15 protein-coding genes and 2 tRNA genes are annotated in these 15498 nt (G+C 66.8%); 14 read left to right on the forward strand and 3 right to left on the reverse strand.

Annotated elements, in window-relative coordinates:
- Nucleotides 1-53: 53 nt before the first annotated feature.
- Together LQZ85_RS07310 and LQZ85_RS07315 are read right to left on the reverse strand one after the other, a co-directional pair.
- Nucleotides 54-1256 (reverse strand): hypothetical protein, encoded by a 1203-nt coding sequence (locus tag LQZ85_RS07310; RefSeq protein WP_230100730.1) that lies wholly within the window; start codon nt 1254-1256, stop codon nt 54-56.
- Nucleotides 1257-1369: 113 nt separating this feature from the next.
- Nucleotides 1370-1443: transfer RNA gene (locus LQZ85_RS07315), tRNA-Gly, on the reverse strand.
- 109 nt (nt 1444-1552) lie between these two features.
- Between LQZ85_RS07315 and LQZ85_RS07320 the strand changes: the two genes are divergently transcribed.
- The 12 genes from LQZ85_RS07320 (at nt 1553) to LQZ85_RS07375 (ending at nt 12366) form a co-directional block, all read left to right on the forward strand.
- Nucleotides 1553-1626: transfer RNA gene (locus tag LQZ85_RS07320), tRNA-Pro, on the forward strand.
- Between the two features lie 62 nt (nt 1627-1688).
- Nucleotides 1689-3209, forward strand: coding sequence for a trigger factor (gene tig, locus LQZ85_RS07325; protein WP_230100731.1), 1521 nt, complete (start codon nt 1689-1691; stop codon nt 3207-3209).
- 66 nt (nt 3210-3275) lie between these two features.
- A complete protein-coding gene (locus LQZ85_RS07330; RefSeq protein WP_315985294.1) occupies nt 3276-3785 on the forward strand; it encodes a tetratricopeptide repeat protein in 510 nt (169 codons plus the stop codon).
- Between the two features lie 81 nt (nt 3786-3866).
- Complete coding sequence (locus LQZ85_RS07335) at nt 3867-4463, forward strand: ATP-dependent Clp protease proteolytic subunit (RefSeq protein WP_053096644.1); 597 nt, start codon at nt 3867-3869, stop codon at nt 4461-4463.
- 20 nt (nt 4464-4483) lie between these two features.
- Nucleotides 4484-5125, forward strand: a complete 642-nt coding sequence (locus LQZ85_RS07340; protein ID WP_042540774.1) for an ATP-dependent Clp protease proteolytic subunit — start codon at nt 4484-4486, stop codon at nt 5123-5125.
- 157 nt (nt 5126-5282) lie between these two features.
- Nucleotides 5283-6218, forward strand: a complete 936-nt coding sequence (locus LQZ85_RS07345) for a sugar-binding domain-containing protein (RefSeq protein ID WP_056278928.1) — start codon at nt 5283-5285, stop codon at nt 6216-6218.
- The gene (gene deoC, locus LQZ85_RS07350) at nt 6215-7216 is read left to right on the forward strand and encodes a deoxyribose-phosphate aldolase (RefSeq protein ID WP_072591429.1); all 1002 of its coding nucleotides are present in this window, start codon (nt 6215-6217) and stop codon (nt 7214-7216) included. The genes LQZ85_RS07345 and deoC overlap by 4 nt, the downstream gene beginning before the upstream one ends.
- A gap of 10 nt (nt 7217-7226) precedes the next feature.
- Nucleotides 7227-8669 (forward strand): aldehyde dehydrogenase family protein, encoded by a 1443-nt coding sequence (locus tag LQZ85_RS07355; protein WP_053096638.1) that lies wholly within the window; start codon nt 7227-7229, stop codon nt 8667-8669.
- The gene (locus LQZ85_RS07360; RefSeq protein ID WP_053096636.1) at nt 8666-9517 is read left to right on the forward strand and encodes an aldehyde dehydrogenase family protein; all 852 of its coding nucleotides are present in this window, start codon (nt 8666-8668) and stop codon (nt 9515-9517) included. The genes LQZ85_RS07355 and LQZ85_RS07360 overlap by 4 nt, the downstream gene beginning before the upstream one ends.
- Before the next feature lie 50 nt (nt 9518-9567).
- Nucleotides 9568-10002: a DUF4304 domain-containing protein gene (locus LQZ85_RS07365; protein WP_230100780.1), complete on the forward strand. Its 435-nt coding sequence runs from the start codon at nt 9568-9570 to the stop codon at nt 10000-10002.
- Nucleotides 10003-10564: 562 nt separating this feature from the next.
- Nucleotides 10565-11833, forward strand: a complete 1269-nt coding sequence (clpX, locus tag LQZ85_RS07370) for an ATP-dependent Clp protease ATP-binding subunit ClpX (RefSeq protein WP_053096617.1) — start codon at nt 10565-10567, stop codon at nt 11831-11833.
- Nucleotides 11830-12366, forward strand: coding sequence for an NUDIX hydrolase (locus LQZ85_RS07375; RefSeq protein WP_230100732.1), 537 nt, complete (start codon nt 11830-11832; stop codon nt 12364-12366). The genes clpX and LQZ85_RS07375 overlap by 4 nt, the downstream gene beginning before the upstream one ends.
- Nucleotides 12367-12388: 22 nt before the next feature.
- Here the strand turns inward: LQZ85_RS07375 and LQZ85_RS07380 are convergent, their stop codons facing one another.
- Nucleotides 12389-14440, reverse strand: coding sequence for a M3 family metallopeptidase (locus tag LQZ85_RS07380; RefSeq protein WP_230100733.1), 2052 nt, complete (start codon nt 14438-14440; stop codon nt 12389-12391).
- Nucleotides 14441-14595: 155 nt separating this feature from the next.
- Between LQZ85_RS07380 and LQZ85_RS07385 the strand changes: the two genes are divergently transcribed.
- Both LQZ85_RS07385 and LQZ85_RS07390 read left to right on the forward strand, forming a co-directional pair.
- The gene (locus tag LQZ85_RS07385; RefSeq protein WP_053096611.1) at nt 14596-15219 is read left to right on the forward strand and encodes a helix-turn-helix domain-containing protein; all 624 of its coding nucleotides are present in this window, start codon (nt 14596-14598) and stop codon (nt 15217-15219) included.
- Nucleotides 15216-15434, forward strand: a complete 219-nt coding sequence (locus LQZ85_RS07390) for a hypothetical protein (protein ID WP_056278923.1) — start codon at nt 15216-15218, stop codon at nt 15432-15434. The genes LQZ85_RS07385 and LQZ85_RS07390 overlap by 4 nt, the downstream gene beginning before the upstream one ends.
- Nucleotides 15435-15498: the final 64 nt, after the last annotated feature.

Below are 15498 nucleotides of genomic sequence, written 5' to 3' on the forward strand. Positions count from 1 at the left end.
AGAAGCCGCCGCGATCCGATCGCGGCGGCTTCTCTCGTACCAGGCGGACGTGCTCACCGGCACCCGTACGCGGCGTCGATGTAGGACTGAGGTGGGTAGCCGTACGCCCAGACGCCGTTGGCATCGTCGGTGAAGCCCATGCTGATCGCCCACGCCGTGGCCCACTTCTCGATGCTGTCCTGCGTCGACGAGTCGTACATGTCCTCGCACTTCACGCTGATCGCGTGGCCGACCTCGTGGGCGATGAGAGCCTTGCTCCGGTCCGCCGGCCACTGCTCGGCGACCGAGTTCGACAGCTCGATGGCGGCGCGGTCGGGATCGTCCCACCACCAGGTCGTGAGGCCTCCCATGCTGCCGTTGGAACCGGCGTTGTTGACGATCTGGTTCCAGTCGAACTCGAGCAGCACCCCGGGTGCGAGCGACCGGGCGAACGCCTCGATCTCGAGGCGATCGCCCTGCAGCGGTCCCGCCTTCTCGGCGAGTTCGGCCTGTTCGGTCGCCACGACCTGTCCTGCGGCGTCCTGCATGGACACCAGTGATTCGACCGCCGTCACATCGAGGAGCATGGTGTCGGGTACTCGCGACGCCGCATCGCGCAGGGCGATGACGGCGTCGTTCTTGGCCGAGAGGTGTGCCGACTCGAAAGCCGGGGCTGCGTCGGCCGCCGAGCGCAGGAGGGCCACGCCGGCCTCGGTCACTTCGGCACTGGCGGCGCTCATCGCAGGTGTCGCCGCGTTGAGGTCGGCAGCCAGCTCGTCCAGGTCGCCGGCGTCGACGGCGAGCTGATCGGATGCTGCGAAGAGCTCCCAGAACGCCGACGGCTTGGAATCCGCCGAAGGCAGCGGTTCGGTGAGCAGTTCCTCCGCCGGGCCGGCTGCTTCATCGGCATCCGTCGACGCCGTCGTGAGCGCGTCCATCGCGGAGGGCACGGTGAGGACGCCGGTATCGGCCGTCTTCAGCAGATCAGCGACATCGGTAACGGATGTGAGCGTGTCGAGCTCCTGCTGGACCGTCGTCGCGCTGTCGCGAGCCGAGGCCGCCGCTGCGTCGAACTCGGCGCGTGCCCCGTCGTATCCGAGGCTGGCGGTGACCTGGAGCACGCCGACGGCCGCCGCGACCAGGACTCCCGCAGCGCCCAGCATGAACCCGATGCGCCGTCCTCGGCGCTTCGGCGCTGCGTCGTCGGTGCTGGCGAAGTGCGGGGGGAGTGCGTGGCCTCCGGCGGGGGAGGTGGCCACGTCGACGGATGCAGTCATGCGGGGGGACCTCCGTGGGGAACCGGCTCATGATGACTCTAATCAGTGAGCCGTCCGGTGCGAGAACCCCCGGGGACGAGAAAGGCCCCCGCATCGCGGGGGCCTTTCTCGAGTGGAGGGGCTGACGAGAATCGAACTCGCATCATCTGTTTGGAAGACAGAGGCTTTACCACTAAGCTACAGCCCCGTTGTCAGCTGCATCCGGGAGGACTGTGCCGACTCATCGATCATAGCGGACTGACGGAGGTGCTCGTGTCCGTTAGACTCGGTGGGGCTGAATCTGCATGCGGATTCCCCGGGGCGTAGCTCAGTTTGGTAGAGCGCCCGCTTTGGGAGCGGGAGGTCGCAGGTTCAACTCCTGTCGCCCCGACATGGCTTCAACGGCCTGACAGCCGCGATTCAGCGCGGAAATCACAAGGAGAGCACACCAGAATGGCGAACAGCACCGTCGAGAAGCTGACCCCGACCCGGGTCAAGCTCAGCATCACGGTCACCCCTGACGACCTCAAGCCCAGCATCGCGCACGCCTACGAGCACATCGCTCAGGACGTCCAGATCCCCGGCTTCCGCAAGGGCAAGGTCCCCGCTCCGATCATCGATCAGCGCATCGGTCGTGGCGCGGTCATCGAGCACGCGGTCAACGAGGGCCTCGACAAGTTCTTCCGCGACGCGACCGTCGAGCACAAGCTCCGCGTCGTCGGACGTCCGGCCGCCGACATCACCCAGTGGCCGAACGAGAAGGACTTCTCGGGCGACCTCCTGGTCGACATCGAGGTGGACGTGCGTCCCGAGATCGAGGTCCCGGCATTCGACGGCATCACCCTGACGGTCGACGCCGTCGAGGCCGACGACGCCGCGCTCGACGCAGAGCTCGAGAACCTGCGCGCGCGCTTCGGAACGCTCGTTCCCGTCGACCGTCCCGCCGCGAAGGGCGACTTCGTCGAGCTCGACCTGGTCGCCACGATCGACGGTGCGGAGATCGACCGCGCCGAGGGCGTCTCCTACGAGGTCGGCTCGGGTGAGCTGCTCGAGGGCATCGACGACGCGATCGAATCCCTCACCGCCGGTGAGGACACCACGTTCCGCTCTGCGCTCGTGGGCGGCGACCACGCCGGCTCCGAGGCTGAGGTCTCCGTCACCGTCAAGGCGGTCAAGGAGCGCGAGCTCCCCGAGGCCGATGACGACTTCGCGCAGATCGCGAGCGAGTTCGACACGATCGCCGAGCTCCGCGCGAGCCTCGCCGAGCGCGTCTCGCAGCAGGGCGTCTTCACTCAGGGTTCCGCGGCTCGCGACAAGCTCATCGAGACGCTGCTCGAGCAGATCGAGATCCCCGTGCCGCCGAAGCTCATCGAGGACGAGGTGCACAACCACCTCGAGGGTGAGAACCGCCTCGAGGACGACGTGCACCGCGCCGAGGTCACCGAGGCCAGCGAGAAGCAGTTCCGCACGCAGGTTCTGCTCGACACGATCGCCGAGCAGGCTGACGTGCAGGTCTCGCAGGAGGAGCTCTCGCAGTACCTCATCCAGTCCGCCTCGCAGTACGGCATGGCTCCCCAGGAGTTCGTCGAGGCTCTGCAGTCGTCGAACCAGCTTCCGGCGCTCGTCGGAGAGGTCGCCCGCAACAAGGCCCTCGCGATCGCCCTGGGCAAGGTCAAGGTCGTCGACACGAACGGCAAGCCCGTCGATCTGTCCGACTTCGTCGTGACCGACGACGAGGCCGAGTCCGAGACGGCTGCCGACGAGAAGCCGGCCAAGAAGGCTCCCGCGAAGAAGGCTGCCGCGAAGAAGGCCGACGACGCCGACGCCGCTGAGAAGCCGGCAGCGAAGAAGCCCGCTGCGAAGAAGGCGCCCGCGAAGAAGGCCGACGACGCGGAGGCAGCCGAGAAGCCCGCCGCGAAGAAGCCCGCAGCCAAGAAGGCTCCGGCCAAGAAGGCTGCCGACAAGGCGGAGTGATCGGACACGATCTCATGAGGGGCGGATGCTGCGGCATCCGCCCCTTTCGCGTCAGTGGGAGAGCAGATGAACGAGGAGACCATGAAGACCTGGGACGAACGCATCGACGAGGTGTGGGACGACGCGTCCGGCGAAGAGGTCGGAGACCAGACGATCGCCCGGATCGACGCGCTGGCGGCCGAGCGCGGCGTCGATGACGCCCGCGCGGAGTTCGAGCGCGCCGGGGCACGTGATTCGGCCGGCCGCCCCGCCGAGGCAGTCGAACTCTACCGGCGTGCGCTCGCACTGGGTCTCGACGACGAGCACCGCCCGCAGTGCGTGATCCAGCTGGCGAGTTCACTGCGCAATCTGGGCGAGTACGACGATGCCCTCGCCGTCATCCGTGCGGAGGAGGAGCTCTCGGCGGACGGCCCCTACCGGGATGCCGTGGCGACGGTCCACGCGCTGATCCTGGCGAGTTCCGGACGCCCGGCGCGGGGCCTGTCGGTCGCTCTCCTCGCACTCGTGCCGCACCTGCCGCGGTACCACCGCTCGATGACCGCGTACGCACACGAGATCGCGGAACTCGACGCCTGATATGCCGACGGCGAACACGGCCTGAGCGCTGCGTTGTCGCCGGTAGATTCGAATCACTGAAACACGGAATCAGGAGCTGACATGGCTGCAGAACCCCTCCTCGCTACGAGCGTCTTCGACCGACTGTTGAAAGACCGCATCATCTGGCTGGGATCGGAGGTGCGCGACGACAATGCGAACGAGATCTGCGCGAAGATCCTCCTTCTCGCCGCAGAGGACTCCGAGAAGGACATCTACCTCTACATCAACTCGCCCGGTGGATCGATCACCGCGGGCATGGCGATCTACGACACGATGCAGTTCGTCCCGAACGACATCGTCACCGTGGGCATCGGCATGGCCGCATCGATGGGTCAGCTGCTGCTGACCGCGGGCACGAAGGGCAAGCGCTACATCACGCCCAACGCCCGCGTGCTGCTGCACCAGCCGCACGGTGGCTTCGGCGGAACGTCGAGCGACATCCAGACGCAGGCGCAGCTGATCACCTCGATGAAGAACCGCCTCGCCGAGATCACCGCGGCGCAGACCGGCAAGTCGGTCGAGCAGATCAACGAAGACGGTGACCGCGACCGCTGGTTCACCGCCGACGAGGCGCTCGAGTACGGCTTCGTCGATCACATCCGCGACTCGGCCACCGACGTCATCGGTGGCGGCGGAACCGACCAGGACATCAAGTAACGGAAAGCGAAAGGACTCTCATGTACGCACCCACCTTCCGCTCTGCCGGCGATCTGCCCTCCAGCCGCTACGTGCTTCCTCAGTTCGAGGAGCGCACGGCATACGGCTTCAAGCGCCAGGACCCCTACAACAAGCTGTTCGAAGATCGAGTGATCTTCCTCGGCGTCCAGGTCGACGATGCGTCGGCCGACGACGTGATGGCGCAGCTGCTCGTTCTCGAGAGCCAGGACTCCGAGCGTGACATCACCATGTACATCAACTCGCCCGGTGGTTCGTTCACCGCGATGACGGCGATCTACGACACGATGCAGTACGTCGCTCCGCAGATCCAGACCGTGGTGCTCGGCCAGGCGGCTTCGGCCGCATCGGTGCTGCTCGCAGGCGGTCACCCCGGCAAGCGCCTGGCTCTGCCCAACGCCCGTGTGCTCATGCACCAGCCGGCGATGGGCGAGGCGGGGCACGGCCAGGCATCCGACATCGAGATCCAGGCGGCCGAGATCCTGCGCATGCGCACCTGGCTCGAGGAGACCATGGCTCGTCACACGGGCAAGTCGGTCGAGCAGGTCAACCGCGACATCGACCGTGACAAGATCCTGTCCGCCGCTGAGGCGTTGGACTACGGCATCGTCGACCAGGTGCTCACCTCGCGCAAGCGCATGTGATCGCATCTACATGGTGAGAGGACGTCGGCCCTTCAGGGTCGGCGTCCTTTCGTCGTCTCCGGCGAATGTGCGAACACTGGAAGCGTCAATGCTCATATGAGCATCAAGGTGCGCGAACGGTGCTACGGACGTATGCTGGAGACGGAAGGAGGATGCCATGGAAGAAGAACTGATCATGGTCCGCGTCGCCGAGCTGTACTACGACGAGGACAAGACGCAGGACGAGATCGGCGCCCTCCTCAAGCTGTCCCGCTGGAAGGTGGGGCGCCTTCTCACACAGGCCAGAGAGCGTGGCATCGTCCGCATCGAGATCGTGCACCCGCGTGCGCGCCGACTCGGACTCGAGCGCCAGCTCGTCGAACGCCATGGCCTCACGGCTGCCGTCGTCGTTCCCTCCCCGGACGGCGATGACGGGACCCTCGAGCGGGTCGCCCAGGCCGCGGCCGACTACCTCACTGCGATGCGGCCGGTGCCCCGCACGCTCGGCGTCAGCTGGGGGCGTACGTTGCGCGCCGTCGCAGAGTCGCTGCCCGAAGGATGGGCGACCGGCGTCACCGTCGTGCAGCTCAACGGGGGAGTGAGCCTCAACCGCCGTTCGGGCGGAGCCGCGGGCCTCGCCGTCACCATCGCCCAGCGTGCATCCGGACACGTGTCCCTCCTGCCGAGCCCGGCGATCCTCGAACGCGTCGAGACCAAGCAGGCGATCGAAGCCGACCGCACCGTCGCGGCCGTCCTCGTCGAAGCGGCCGAAGCGCAGGCGTTCCTGTTCACCGCGGGGCCCTGCGATGCGACCTCCGCGCATGTCGAGAACGGCTACCTCTCGGCATCCGATGTCGAAGAGCTCGCGCGCCGTGGTGCCGTAGGCGACGTCCTCGGGCGGTACATCGACGCCGACGGCAACATCGTCGACCCGCAGCTCGACGCCCGGACGGTCGGAGTCGACCTCGGGCGCCTGCGCGCCGCGAAGCGCTCGATCTTCGTCACCGCCGGTGACGCCAAGCATGACATCGCGCGCACAGTCGTGACCAGCGGCCTGTGCAGCGTTCTGGTGACAGATGAGACCACAGCACGAGCATTGTTGGAGGAACGATGACGACCCAAGAACTCAGCCGCAGATCGGCGGTGGACGTTCTCGGCGGTGAGCCGGATGACGCCACGCTCCGCCGGTTCCTGCACGGACTCCCGGGTGTCGACGCCGTCGGCCTGGAGCAGCGCGCGGCCGCACTCGGCACGCGTTCGATCAAGACCACGTCGAAGGCCTGGGCACTCGACACGATCATCAAGCTGATCGACCTCACCACCCTCGAAGGCTCCGACACCCCCGGTAAGGTGCGCTCGCTGGTCGCCAAGGCGAAGAATCCGGATGCCGCCGACCCGACGACCCCCCGGGTCGCCGCCGTCTGCGTGTACGGCGACATGGTCGGCGACGCGGTCGAGGCGCTCGGAGCTCTGCACGGCGATCCGGACGACGGACTCATCTCGGTCGCCGCGGTCGCCACCGCGTTCCCCAGCGGACGTTCTTCGCTGGCCATCAAGCTGGCCGACACCGCCGAAGCGGTCGCGGCCGGCGCCGACGAGATCGACATGGTCATCGACCGAGGAGCGTTCCTCTCGGGCCGATACGGACTCGTGTACGACCAGATCGCCCAGGTGAAAGAGGCATGCCGTCGTGCCGACGGTTCATACGCCTCGCTCAAGGTGATCCTCGAGACCGGCGAGCTCAACACCTACGACAACATCAAGCGCGCATCGTGGCTCGGCATCCTCGCCGGGGGCGACTTCATCAAGACCTCCACCGGGAAGGTGCAGCCGGCGGCGACGCTGCCGACGACGCTGCTCATGCTCGAGACAGTGCGCGACTGGCACCGGGGTACGGGAGAGCGCATCGGCGTCAAGCCCGCCGGCGGGATCCGCGCGTCGAAGGATGCGGTGAAGTACCTCGTGACGGTCGCCGAGACCGTGGGGGAGGAATGGCTCCAGCCGCACCTGTTCCGCTTCGGCGCCTCGAGCCTGCTGAACGACGTGCTGCTGCAGCGCCAGAAGCTCACCACCGGCCACTACTCCGGCCCCGACTACGTCACGATCGACTAGGAGCCCGCATATGTCATTCCTGGAATACGCTCCGGCACCGGAGTCGAAGGCAGTACTCAACCTCAAGGACAGCTACGGACTGTTCATCGACGGCGAGTTCGTCGACGGATCGGGCTCGAGCTTCGCGACGATCTCGCCGGCTGACGAGAGCCACATCGCCGAGATCGCCTCGGCGAGCGACGCGGACGTCGACCGGGCGGTCGCCGCCGCGCGTCGCGCCTACGAGAAGACCTGGTCGAAGATGAGCGGCCGCGATCGCGGCAAGTACCTCTTCCGCATCGCACGTCTCGTGCAGGAGCGGGCTCGCGAGCTCGCGGTCGCCGAGAGCCTCGACAACGGGAAGCCGATCAAGGAGAGCCGCGATGTCGACGTGCCTCTCGTCGCCTCCTGGTTCTTCTACTACGCGGGGTGGGCTGACAAGCTCGACTACGCCGGACTCGGCGCCAACCCGCGTGCGCTCGGCGTGGCCGGGCAGATCATCCCCTGGAACTTCCCGCTGCTGATGCTCGCATGGAAGCTCGCTCCTGCTCTGGCGGCAGGCAACACCGTGGTGCTCAAGCCTGCGGAGACCACGCCGCTGACGGCGCTGATCTTCGCAGAGATCCTGCAGCAGGCGGATCTGCCGGCCGGTGTCGTCAACATCATCACGGGTGCCGGTTCCACGGGGGCCACGCTCGTGCGTCACCCCGACGTCGACAAGGTCGCCTTCACGGGTTCGACCGGTGTCGGCCGCGACATCGCACGGGCCGTCGCGGGGACCGACAAGAAGGTCACGCTCGAGCTCGGCGGCAAGGCCGCCAACATCGTGTTCGATGACGCGCCGATCGACCAGGCCGTCGAGGGCATCGTGAACGGCATCTTCTTCAATCAGGGGCATGTGTGCTGCGCCGGAAGCCGACTGCTCGTGCAGGAGTCGATCCATGACGAGGTCATCGATCGCCTGAAGAGCCGCCTGTCGACGCTGCGCCTCGGCGACCCGCTCGACAAGAACACCGACATCGGCGCGATCAACTCGGCGGCACAGCTCGCCCGCATCCGTGAGCTGAGCGACATCGGCGAGGCCGAGGGCGCAGAGCGCTGGACCGCGGACTGCGCGATCCCCGACAAGGGGTTCTGGTTCGCTCCGACGATCTTCACCGGTGTCGAGGCGTCGCATCGCATCGCCCGCGACGAGGTCTTCGGGCCCGTCCTGTCGGTGCTGACGTTCCGTACGCCGGCCGAGGCGATCGCCAAGGCGAACAACACGCCGTACGGCCTCTCCGCCGGCATCTGGTCGGACAAGGGCTCGCGCATCCTCGCGGTCGCCGACCGTCTGCGTGCCGGTGTCATCTGGGCGAACACGTTCAACCGATTCGACCCGTCTAGTCCGTTCGGCGGCTACAAGGAGTCCGGATACGGCCGTGAAGGCGGACGTCAGGGTCTCACCGCATACCTGAAGGGGGCCTCCGCATGAGCAAGCGATTGACCGTTCCGAAGACTTACAAGCTGGCGATCGGCGGCGCCTTCCCGCGCAGCGAGTCCGGCCGCACCTACGAGGTGCTGTCGGCGAAGGGGGCATTCCTCGCGAACGCCGCCCAGGGCTCGCGCAAGGACGCACGGGATGCCGTCGTGGCCGCACGTGCCGCCGTGAAGGGGTGGTCCGGCGCCACCGCATACAACCGCGGGCAGGTGCTGTACCGGGTCGCCGAGGTCCTCGAGGGTCGCCGCGCGCAGTTCATCGACGAGATCGCCGCGCAGGAGGGCGTCTCCACGTCCGCCGCCGCCGCGCAGGTCGACGAGGCTATCGACCTCTGGGTCTGGTACGCCGGCTGGTGCGACAAGTACGCGCAGGTCGCGGGCAACGCGAACCCGGTCTCGGGTCCGTACTTCAACATCTCGGTGCCGGAGCCGACCGGCGTGGTCGCGATCGTCGCACCGCAGGACTCCGCGCTGCTCGGTCTTGTCTCGGTCGTGGCTCCTGCGCTCGTCGCAGGCAACACGGTCGTCGTGATCGCGAGCGAGCGGTTCCCGCTGTCGGCCATCAGCCTCGCTGAGGTGCTCGCCACGAGCGATGTGCCCGGGGGCGTCGTCAACGTGCTCACCGGGTCTCCCGCCGAGATGGCGCCCTGGCTCGCCTCGCACCAGGACGTCAATGCGCTCGATCTGGCCGGTGCCGGCGATCTCGAGTGGATCGACATGCAGATCGCCGCCGCCGAGACGCTCAAGCGCGTGCTGACTCCCGGCGCGGTCACCGCGTCTCCGGAGCGCATCGGCGCCTTCACCGAGGTCAAGACCGTCTGGCACACCAAGAGCCTCGTCTGATTTGAGTCGTGACCTCAGCGATGGTTACTGCGCAAGAGCAGCTGCGTTCGATGCTGCGAGAAGATGTCGCGCCGATTCTGCGGGCGGCGGAATTTCGAGGTACGGAGCGGACGTTCGTGTTCCCCGATGCCGACTGGTTCGCTCAGGTCGGTATTCAGACGTCGACTGCGAGTACGAGCAGTCGGTCGAGGTTGACGATCAACGCGCAGGTGATCCCGAAAGCCTTCTGGAACCAGGTGCGCGCGGAGCGACACTATCCGGCGAAGCCGTCGCCGAACGTCGGATACGGGCGCAGAGGAGAGTTCTGGGAGGTGCGAGCAGGGCAACTCATCGACGGCCAGGACCGTTGGTGGTCGCTCGATGCGAGCGGGAGGGGGCACCGAGAGCTCGCGGTCGAGATCGCTGACCTGATCGTCGACGTCGTGCTTCCGGCGATGCAGCTCTGCATGGCCACGGGTGACCTGACCGAGCCTGGAAACACGTAGACCGTCTGGCACACCAAGAGCCTGGTCTAGCGTCGGCGGAATCCGCCCCCCCCGCGCGCACGAGAGCCCCGCAGCATCAGCTACGGGGCTCTCAGCATTCGGCATCGTTCGAGTGGACCGGCACTGCCGATCAGAGACCCGGCAACTCCTGATCGTGCGATGACGGCATGGTGCGGGAACCCCTGCGAGCTGGCCGCCAAGCCGCTGGCGACGTCGCGTTCTCTCTCGAGACCGATGATTTCGAGCAGCAGCACGCGCGCATGCTAGCCCACGGCATTCGGTTCGGGGAGGACCCGCGTCGCCACGGACAGTGGCCAGGTCCTTGCCGTCGAGACGCACTACATCGCACAGGGTCGCACTGATATCCCTTCGCCTTCGGTGACGGGCTATTTCGCCTGGCGCAGATAACGTGCCCTCCGATGCTCTGCGCGGAGTCTGGGCGGAGCAGACGCGGACGGGCGATACGGACTCGAGATGTACGACGCCGCGCCAATGCGTCCCGGTGTCGGATGCAGCGGTTAGGCTCAGTAGACGATCTCAGGATCCCCCTAGGAGGACGCGCATGGCCCGTATCGGCGAAAGCGCTGACCTGTTCAAGTGCTCGTTCTGCGGAAAGAGCCAGAAGCAGGTGCAGCAGCTCATCGCAGGACCCGGTGTGTACATCTGCGACGAGTGCGTCGAGCTGTGCAACGAGATCATCGAGGAGCGGATGGCCGAGTCCTCCGCCGACGGCACGGCGGACTTCGAACTCCCCAAGCCGCGCGAGATCTTCTCTTTCCTCGAGGAGTACGTCGTCGGACAGGAGCCAGCCAAGAAGGCACTGGCCGTCGCGGTGTACAACCACTACAAGCGGATCCGCGCGCACGGTACCCTCCAGACGGCCGAGCAGAAGGCCGAGAGCGTCGAGATCGCGAAGAGCAACATCCTGCTCATCGGGCCGACCGGATGCGGCAAGACCTACCTCGCCCAGACCCTCGCGAAGAAGCTCAACGTGCCGTTCGCTGTCGCGGACGCCACGGCGCTCACCGAGGCCGGCTACGTCGGCGAGGATGTCGAGAACATCCTGCTCAAGCTCATCCAGGCGGCGGACTACGACGTCAAGCGCGCAGAGCAGGGCATCATCTACATCGACGAGGTCGACAAGATCGCCCGCAAGGCGGAGAACCCCTCGATCACCCGCGATGTCTCAGGTGAGGGCGTCCAGCAGGCCCTGCTGAAGATCATCGAGGGAACGGTCGCATCGGTGCCCCCGCAGGGTGGGCGCAAGCACCCGCACCAGGAGTTCCTCCAGATCGACACGTCCAACGTGCTGTTCATCGTCGCGGGCGCGTTCGCGGGCCTCGAGGACATCGTGTCGGCACGCGTCGGCAAGCACGGAATCGGCTTCGGTGCTCCGCTGCACGACAAGGGCAAGGACCTCGACCTGTTCAGCGAGGTGCTTCCGGAGGACCTGCACAAGTTCGGTCTGATCCCCGAGTTCATCGGTCGTCTTCCGGTCGTGACATCGGTGTCTCCGCTCGACCAGGATGCGCTCATCGACATCCTCACTGGTCCGCGCAACGCACTCGTCAAGCAGTACCAGCGCATGTTCGAACTCGACGGCGTTCAGCTCGAATTCGAAGAGGGCGCGCTCCGTTCGATCGCCGACCTCGCCGTCGAGCGCAAGACCGGCGCTCGCGGACTGCGGGCCATCCTCGAAGACGTGCTCGGTCCGATCATGTTCGAGATCCCCTCGGCCGAAGACGTCGCGAAGGTCATCGTCACCCAGGCGGCCGTCGACGAGGGCGCTCCGCCGACGATCGTGATGGAGCGCAAGCGCAAGAGCGCGTGAGTTCCGCTCCCTCGCCCTGGCGGGTGGTCGACAGCGAGCTGGTGCATGCAGACCGCTGGATCCGCGTGCGCGCGGATGACTGCGTCGACGAGCGAGGACACTCGATCGCTCCGTACTACGTGCTCGAATACGGCGACTGGATCTCGGTGCTCGCCGTCGATCGGGATGGCCACGCGATCGTCGTCGACGAGTATCGCCATGGTGCAGGAATCGTCGCGGTCGGGACGATCGGTGGCGGTGTGGAGGCCGGCGAGTCACCGGAAGTGGCCGCGATCCGCGAGCTGCGCGAGGAGACCGGGTACGAGCCCGACGAGATGATCGACCTCGGTCCCACCTGGGCCAACTTCGGCAGCCACACCAACCGGGTGCATCACTTCCTCGCGCGGGGCTGCGTGCGAGTCACCGAGCAGTCGCTCGATGAGAGCGAGGCGATCGCCGTGCACGTCGTGTCTCTCGACGGCCTCGGCGATCACCTCGCGCAGAGCTACCACCAGCTCACCTGGTACAAGGCGATGGAGCTGCTCGACCGCTGAGGTCACGTGGCGTGCGACCTGATCACGCCTCGAGTCCGCGCCGCTTCAGGAGCGGTGCGATCTCTGCATCGCGCCCGCGGAAATCGCGGTAGGCGTCGAGCGGATCCTTGGACCCTCCGACGCCGAGGAGACGGGAGCGGAACCGGTCGCCGTTCTCGCGGGTGAGTCCGCCGTTCTCGCGGAACCACTCGACGGTGTCCGCGTCGAGAACCTCACTCCAGATGTAGGAGTAGTAGCCGGCGCTGTATCCGCCCGAGAAGACGTGTGCGAAATAGGTCGACGAGTAGCGGGTCGGCACGGCAGGATCGTCGAGTCCGATGTCGGCGAGGGCGGCGGCCTCGAAGTCGGCCACGTCGAGGATCTCCGTCTGCGTGCTCACGCGATGCCATGCCTGGTCAAGCCAGGCGGCTGCGAGGTATTCGCTCGTGTCGTGGCCCTGGTTGAACGTCTCCGTCGCGCGCAGTCGTTCGACGATCGCGGGGTCGAGCGGCTCTCCCGTCTCATGATGCCGGGCATAGTTGTCGAGGACCTCGGGCCACAGGATCCACATCTCGTTCACCTGACTCGGGAACTCCACGAAGTCGCGGAAGACGTTCGTTCCGGCGAAGTGCGGGTAGGTGACGACGGCGAAAAGGCCATGCAGAGCGTGGCCGAACTCGTGGAAGAGCGTCGTGACCTCGTCGAGGGTGAGCAGCGTGGGCTCTCCCTCTCCGGGGAGCGCCACGTTGAGGTTGTTGACCACCACGGGCAGCGTCCCGCGCAGGCGCGACTGGCTCACGATCGGATTCATCCAGGCGCCACCGCGCTTCGAGTCGCGGGTGTAGAGATCGAGCACGTACAGTCCGACCGCGCTCCCGTCCGCGTCCCTCACCTCGAACACACGCGCACCCGGGTGGTAGGCCCGGAGGTCCCGGCGCTCTGTGAACGTCACCCCGTAGAGCTTCGTCGCAGCGAAGAACACGCCGTCCTTCAGGACCCGCTCGGCCTCGAACCACGGACGGAGCACGCTCGTGTCGATCGCGTATCGGGCGGTCCGCACCTTCTCCGTGTAGAAAGCCCAGTCGTGCGCCTCGACCGCGAAGGGCGTCGCCTCGGTCTCGTCGACGATCGCCTGCAGGGCTTCCTTCTCGGCTCGTGCGTTGCGTGCAGATGGCGCCGCGAGATCGCGCAGCATCCGCTCGACCGCGTCCGGCGTGCCGGCCGTCTCGTCTGCCGTCACGTACGCGGCGTGCGAGGCATAGCCGAGCAGTGCCGCGCGCTCGGCGCGGAGGCGCACGATCTCGGCGAGCACGGGACGATTGTCGTTCCCGTTGTTACGCGACGCGCGCGACTGCGAGGCCGCCAGGATGCGGCGACGCGACTCGCGATCGCGGAGCTGCGCCAGGTACGGATGCCCGGTGAACAGCGGGAGGGAGATGACGAAGCGTCCGTCGAGGCCGCGATCCGCCGCCGAGCGAGCCGCTGCGGAGAGCTCACCGCTGCTGAGGCCCGCGAGCTCCTCCGGCGAGTCGAACACCACCGCGAGGTCGTTCGTGTCGTTGAGGAGGTTGCGCTCGAAGGTGTTGTTCAGCGTCGACAGCTGCTGGTTCAGGGCGGTGAGTCTGCTCTTCGCCTCGTCGCCGAGGGCCGCGCCCGCGTGGGTCATCTCGCGGTGGTGCCGTTCGACGAGGTACCGCTGCTCATCATCGAGCTCGAGATCGTCGAGGTGCGAGTGCACCTGCTGGACGCGCCAGTACAGCGCAGCGTCGAGAGTGATGGCATCCTGATGGGCCGCCATGAGAGGAGCGAGCTGTTCGTCGATCTCCTGGATCTCCGGCGTCGCATCGGCCGAGGTCACGGTGTAGAACGCATGCGCGACGCGGTCGAGCAGCTCTCCTGAGCGCTCCAGCGCCTCGATCGTGTTCTCGAAGGTGGGCATCGAGCGCACCATCGTGATCCGGGCGATCTCTCGGAGGTGCTCGTCGAACGCGGCCTGGAATGCCGGCAGGTAGTGCTCGGGCCTGATGGCAGCGAAGTCGGGAAGACCGTAGGGGAGCGTGGACGGCTGAAGCAGGGGATTCGCGACGTCGGTCATCCTCTGAGCCTAGCCATCACCCGCTACAGGGACTCGCTTCCCGGCGGCGGCGTCCGTGACGGCACGGGCTCTGGCCGTATGACGCAGACGCGTGCAAAGGTTAATTTGCAAAGATTAGCTTGCAAAGAAGTCTTTGCAAGAGTACCGTCGACGGTATGGAAGACGAACTGCAGTTGCGACGCCTCGACGCGGGGGCGCTCAAAGCCCTCGCTCACCCGCTGCGTGTGAGGATCTTCGACCTGCTCAGCACTCACGGGCCGCAGACGGCGAGTTCGCTCGCCTCGATGCTGGGCGAGACGTCCGGGTCGACCAGCTATCACCTGCGAACGCTCTCGGCGCACGACCTCATCCACGAGGTCGAGGGCCGCGGCACGGCCCGAGAGCGCTGGTGGGAGCTTCCCGAAGGACGCATCGACATCCCCGGTCCCAGTCAGAGCATGTCACCGGCGAATCGAGCCGCGGCGCAGATCGTCTCGTCCGAGTTCTTCCGACTTCGCCACGAGACCCTGATGTCCTACGTGAATCGGCCGGACACGGACGTGCCCGAGGGCTGGAAGGACACCGGGTTGATCGCCACGACTCTGCTCGAGATGACCCCCTCGCAGATGGCGGGTCTCAAGGATGAGCTCATGGCGGTGGTCGACAGCGCGGTCGAGCGATTCCGCGGCCAGACCGGGCCGGATGTGCGCCGGGTGTCGCTGCGCACCGAGCTCTTCGACCTGCCGGCCTCCGGTGCTGTGCTCGCGGATGCCGCCGACTCGAAGACGGAGGAATCATGACCAGCGCGACCATCCGACTCGTCGCCCCGACGCGCACTGAGCGCAGGCTGCTCGGCCTCGCCGGGCTGCTCACGGCCTTCGTGGAACATCGCATCGAACGTCGGGCCGAGAGGCGGACGCTCGCGCTGGATCTCCTGCGCGAGCAGCAGACCAGACGCCAGGATCCCCACGCCGTCGACCACATGCTCGCGCAGCTCGGCCTGCCGCGTCGATGACATCGCCACACGCAGCGAAGCCCCCTGTCTGGAGTTCCGGACAGGGGGCTTTCTGATCAGAGTT

The organism is Microbacterium sp. Bi98, assembly GCF_918698045.1.
Taxonomy (GTDB): domain Bacteria; phylum Actinomycetota; class Actinomycetes; order Actinomycetales; family Microbacteriaceae; genus Microbacterium.

What these genes read in the sequence shown, in the direction of transcription:
- LQZ85_RS07330 (WP_315985294.1), top strand. Translation starts at nt 3,276, where the DNA reads ATGAACGAGGAGACCATGAAGACCTGGGACGAACGCATCGACGAGGTG.
- LQZ85_RS07355 (WP_053096638.1), top strand. Translation starts at nt 7,227, where the DNA reads ATGTCATTCCTGGAATACGCTCCGGCACCGGAGTCGAAGGCAGTACTC.
- LQZ85_RS07380 (WP_230100733.1), bottom strand. Translation starts at nt 14,440, where the DNA reads ATGACCGACGTCGCGAATCCCCTGCTTCAGCCGTCCACGCTCCCCTAC.
- LQZ85_RS07340 (WP_042540774.1), top strand. Translation starts at nt 4,484, where the DNA reads ATGTACGCACCCACCTTCCGCTCTGCCGGCGATCTGCCCTCCAGCCGC.
- LQZ85_RS07360 (WP_053096636.1), top strand. Translation starts at nt 8,666, where the DNA reads ATGAGCAAGCGATTGACCGTTCCGAAGACTTACAAGCTGGCGATCGGC.
- LQZ85_RS07365 (WP_230100780.1), top strand. Translation starts at nt 9,568, where the DNA reads ATGCTGCGAGAAGATGTCGCGCCGATTCTGCGGGCGGCGGAATTTCGA.
- LQZ85_RS07385 (WP_053096611.1), top strand. Translation starts at nt 14,596, where the DNA reads ATGGAAGACGAACTGCAGTTGCGACGCCTCGACGCGGGGGCGCTCAAA.
- tig (WP_230100731.1), top strand. Translation starts at nt 1,689, where the DNA reads ATGGCGAACAGCACCGTCGAGAAGCTGACCCCGACCCGGGTCAAGCTC.
- deoC (WP_072591429.1), top strand. Translation starts at nt 6,215, where the DNA reads ATGACGACCCAAGAACTCAGCCGCAGATCGGCGGTGGACGTTCTCGGC.
- LQZ85_RS07390 (WP_056278923.1), top strand. Translation starts at nt 15,216, where the DNA reads ATGACCAGCGCGACCATCCGACTCGTCGCCCCGACGCGCACTGAGCGC.
- clpX (WP_053096617.1), top strand. Translation starts at nt 10,565, where the DNA reads ATGGCCCGTATCGGCGAAAGCGCTGACCTGTTCAAGTGCTCGTTCTGC.
- LQZ85_RS07335 (WP_053096644.1), top strand. Translation starts at nt 3,867, where the DNA reads ATGGCTGCAGAACCCCTCCTCGCTACGAGCGTCTTCGACCGACTGTTG.
- LQZ85_RS07310 (WP_230100730.1), bottom strand. Translation starts at nt 1,256, where the DNA reads ATGACTGCATCCGTCGACGTGGCCACCTCCCCCGCCGGAGGCCACGCA.
- LQZ85_RS07345 (WP_056278928.1), top strand. Translation starts at nt 5,283, where the DNA reads ATGGAAGAAGAACTGATCATGGTCCGCGTCGCCGAGCTGTACTACGAC.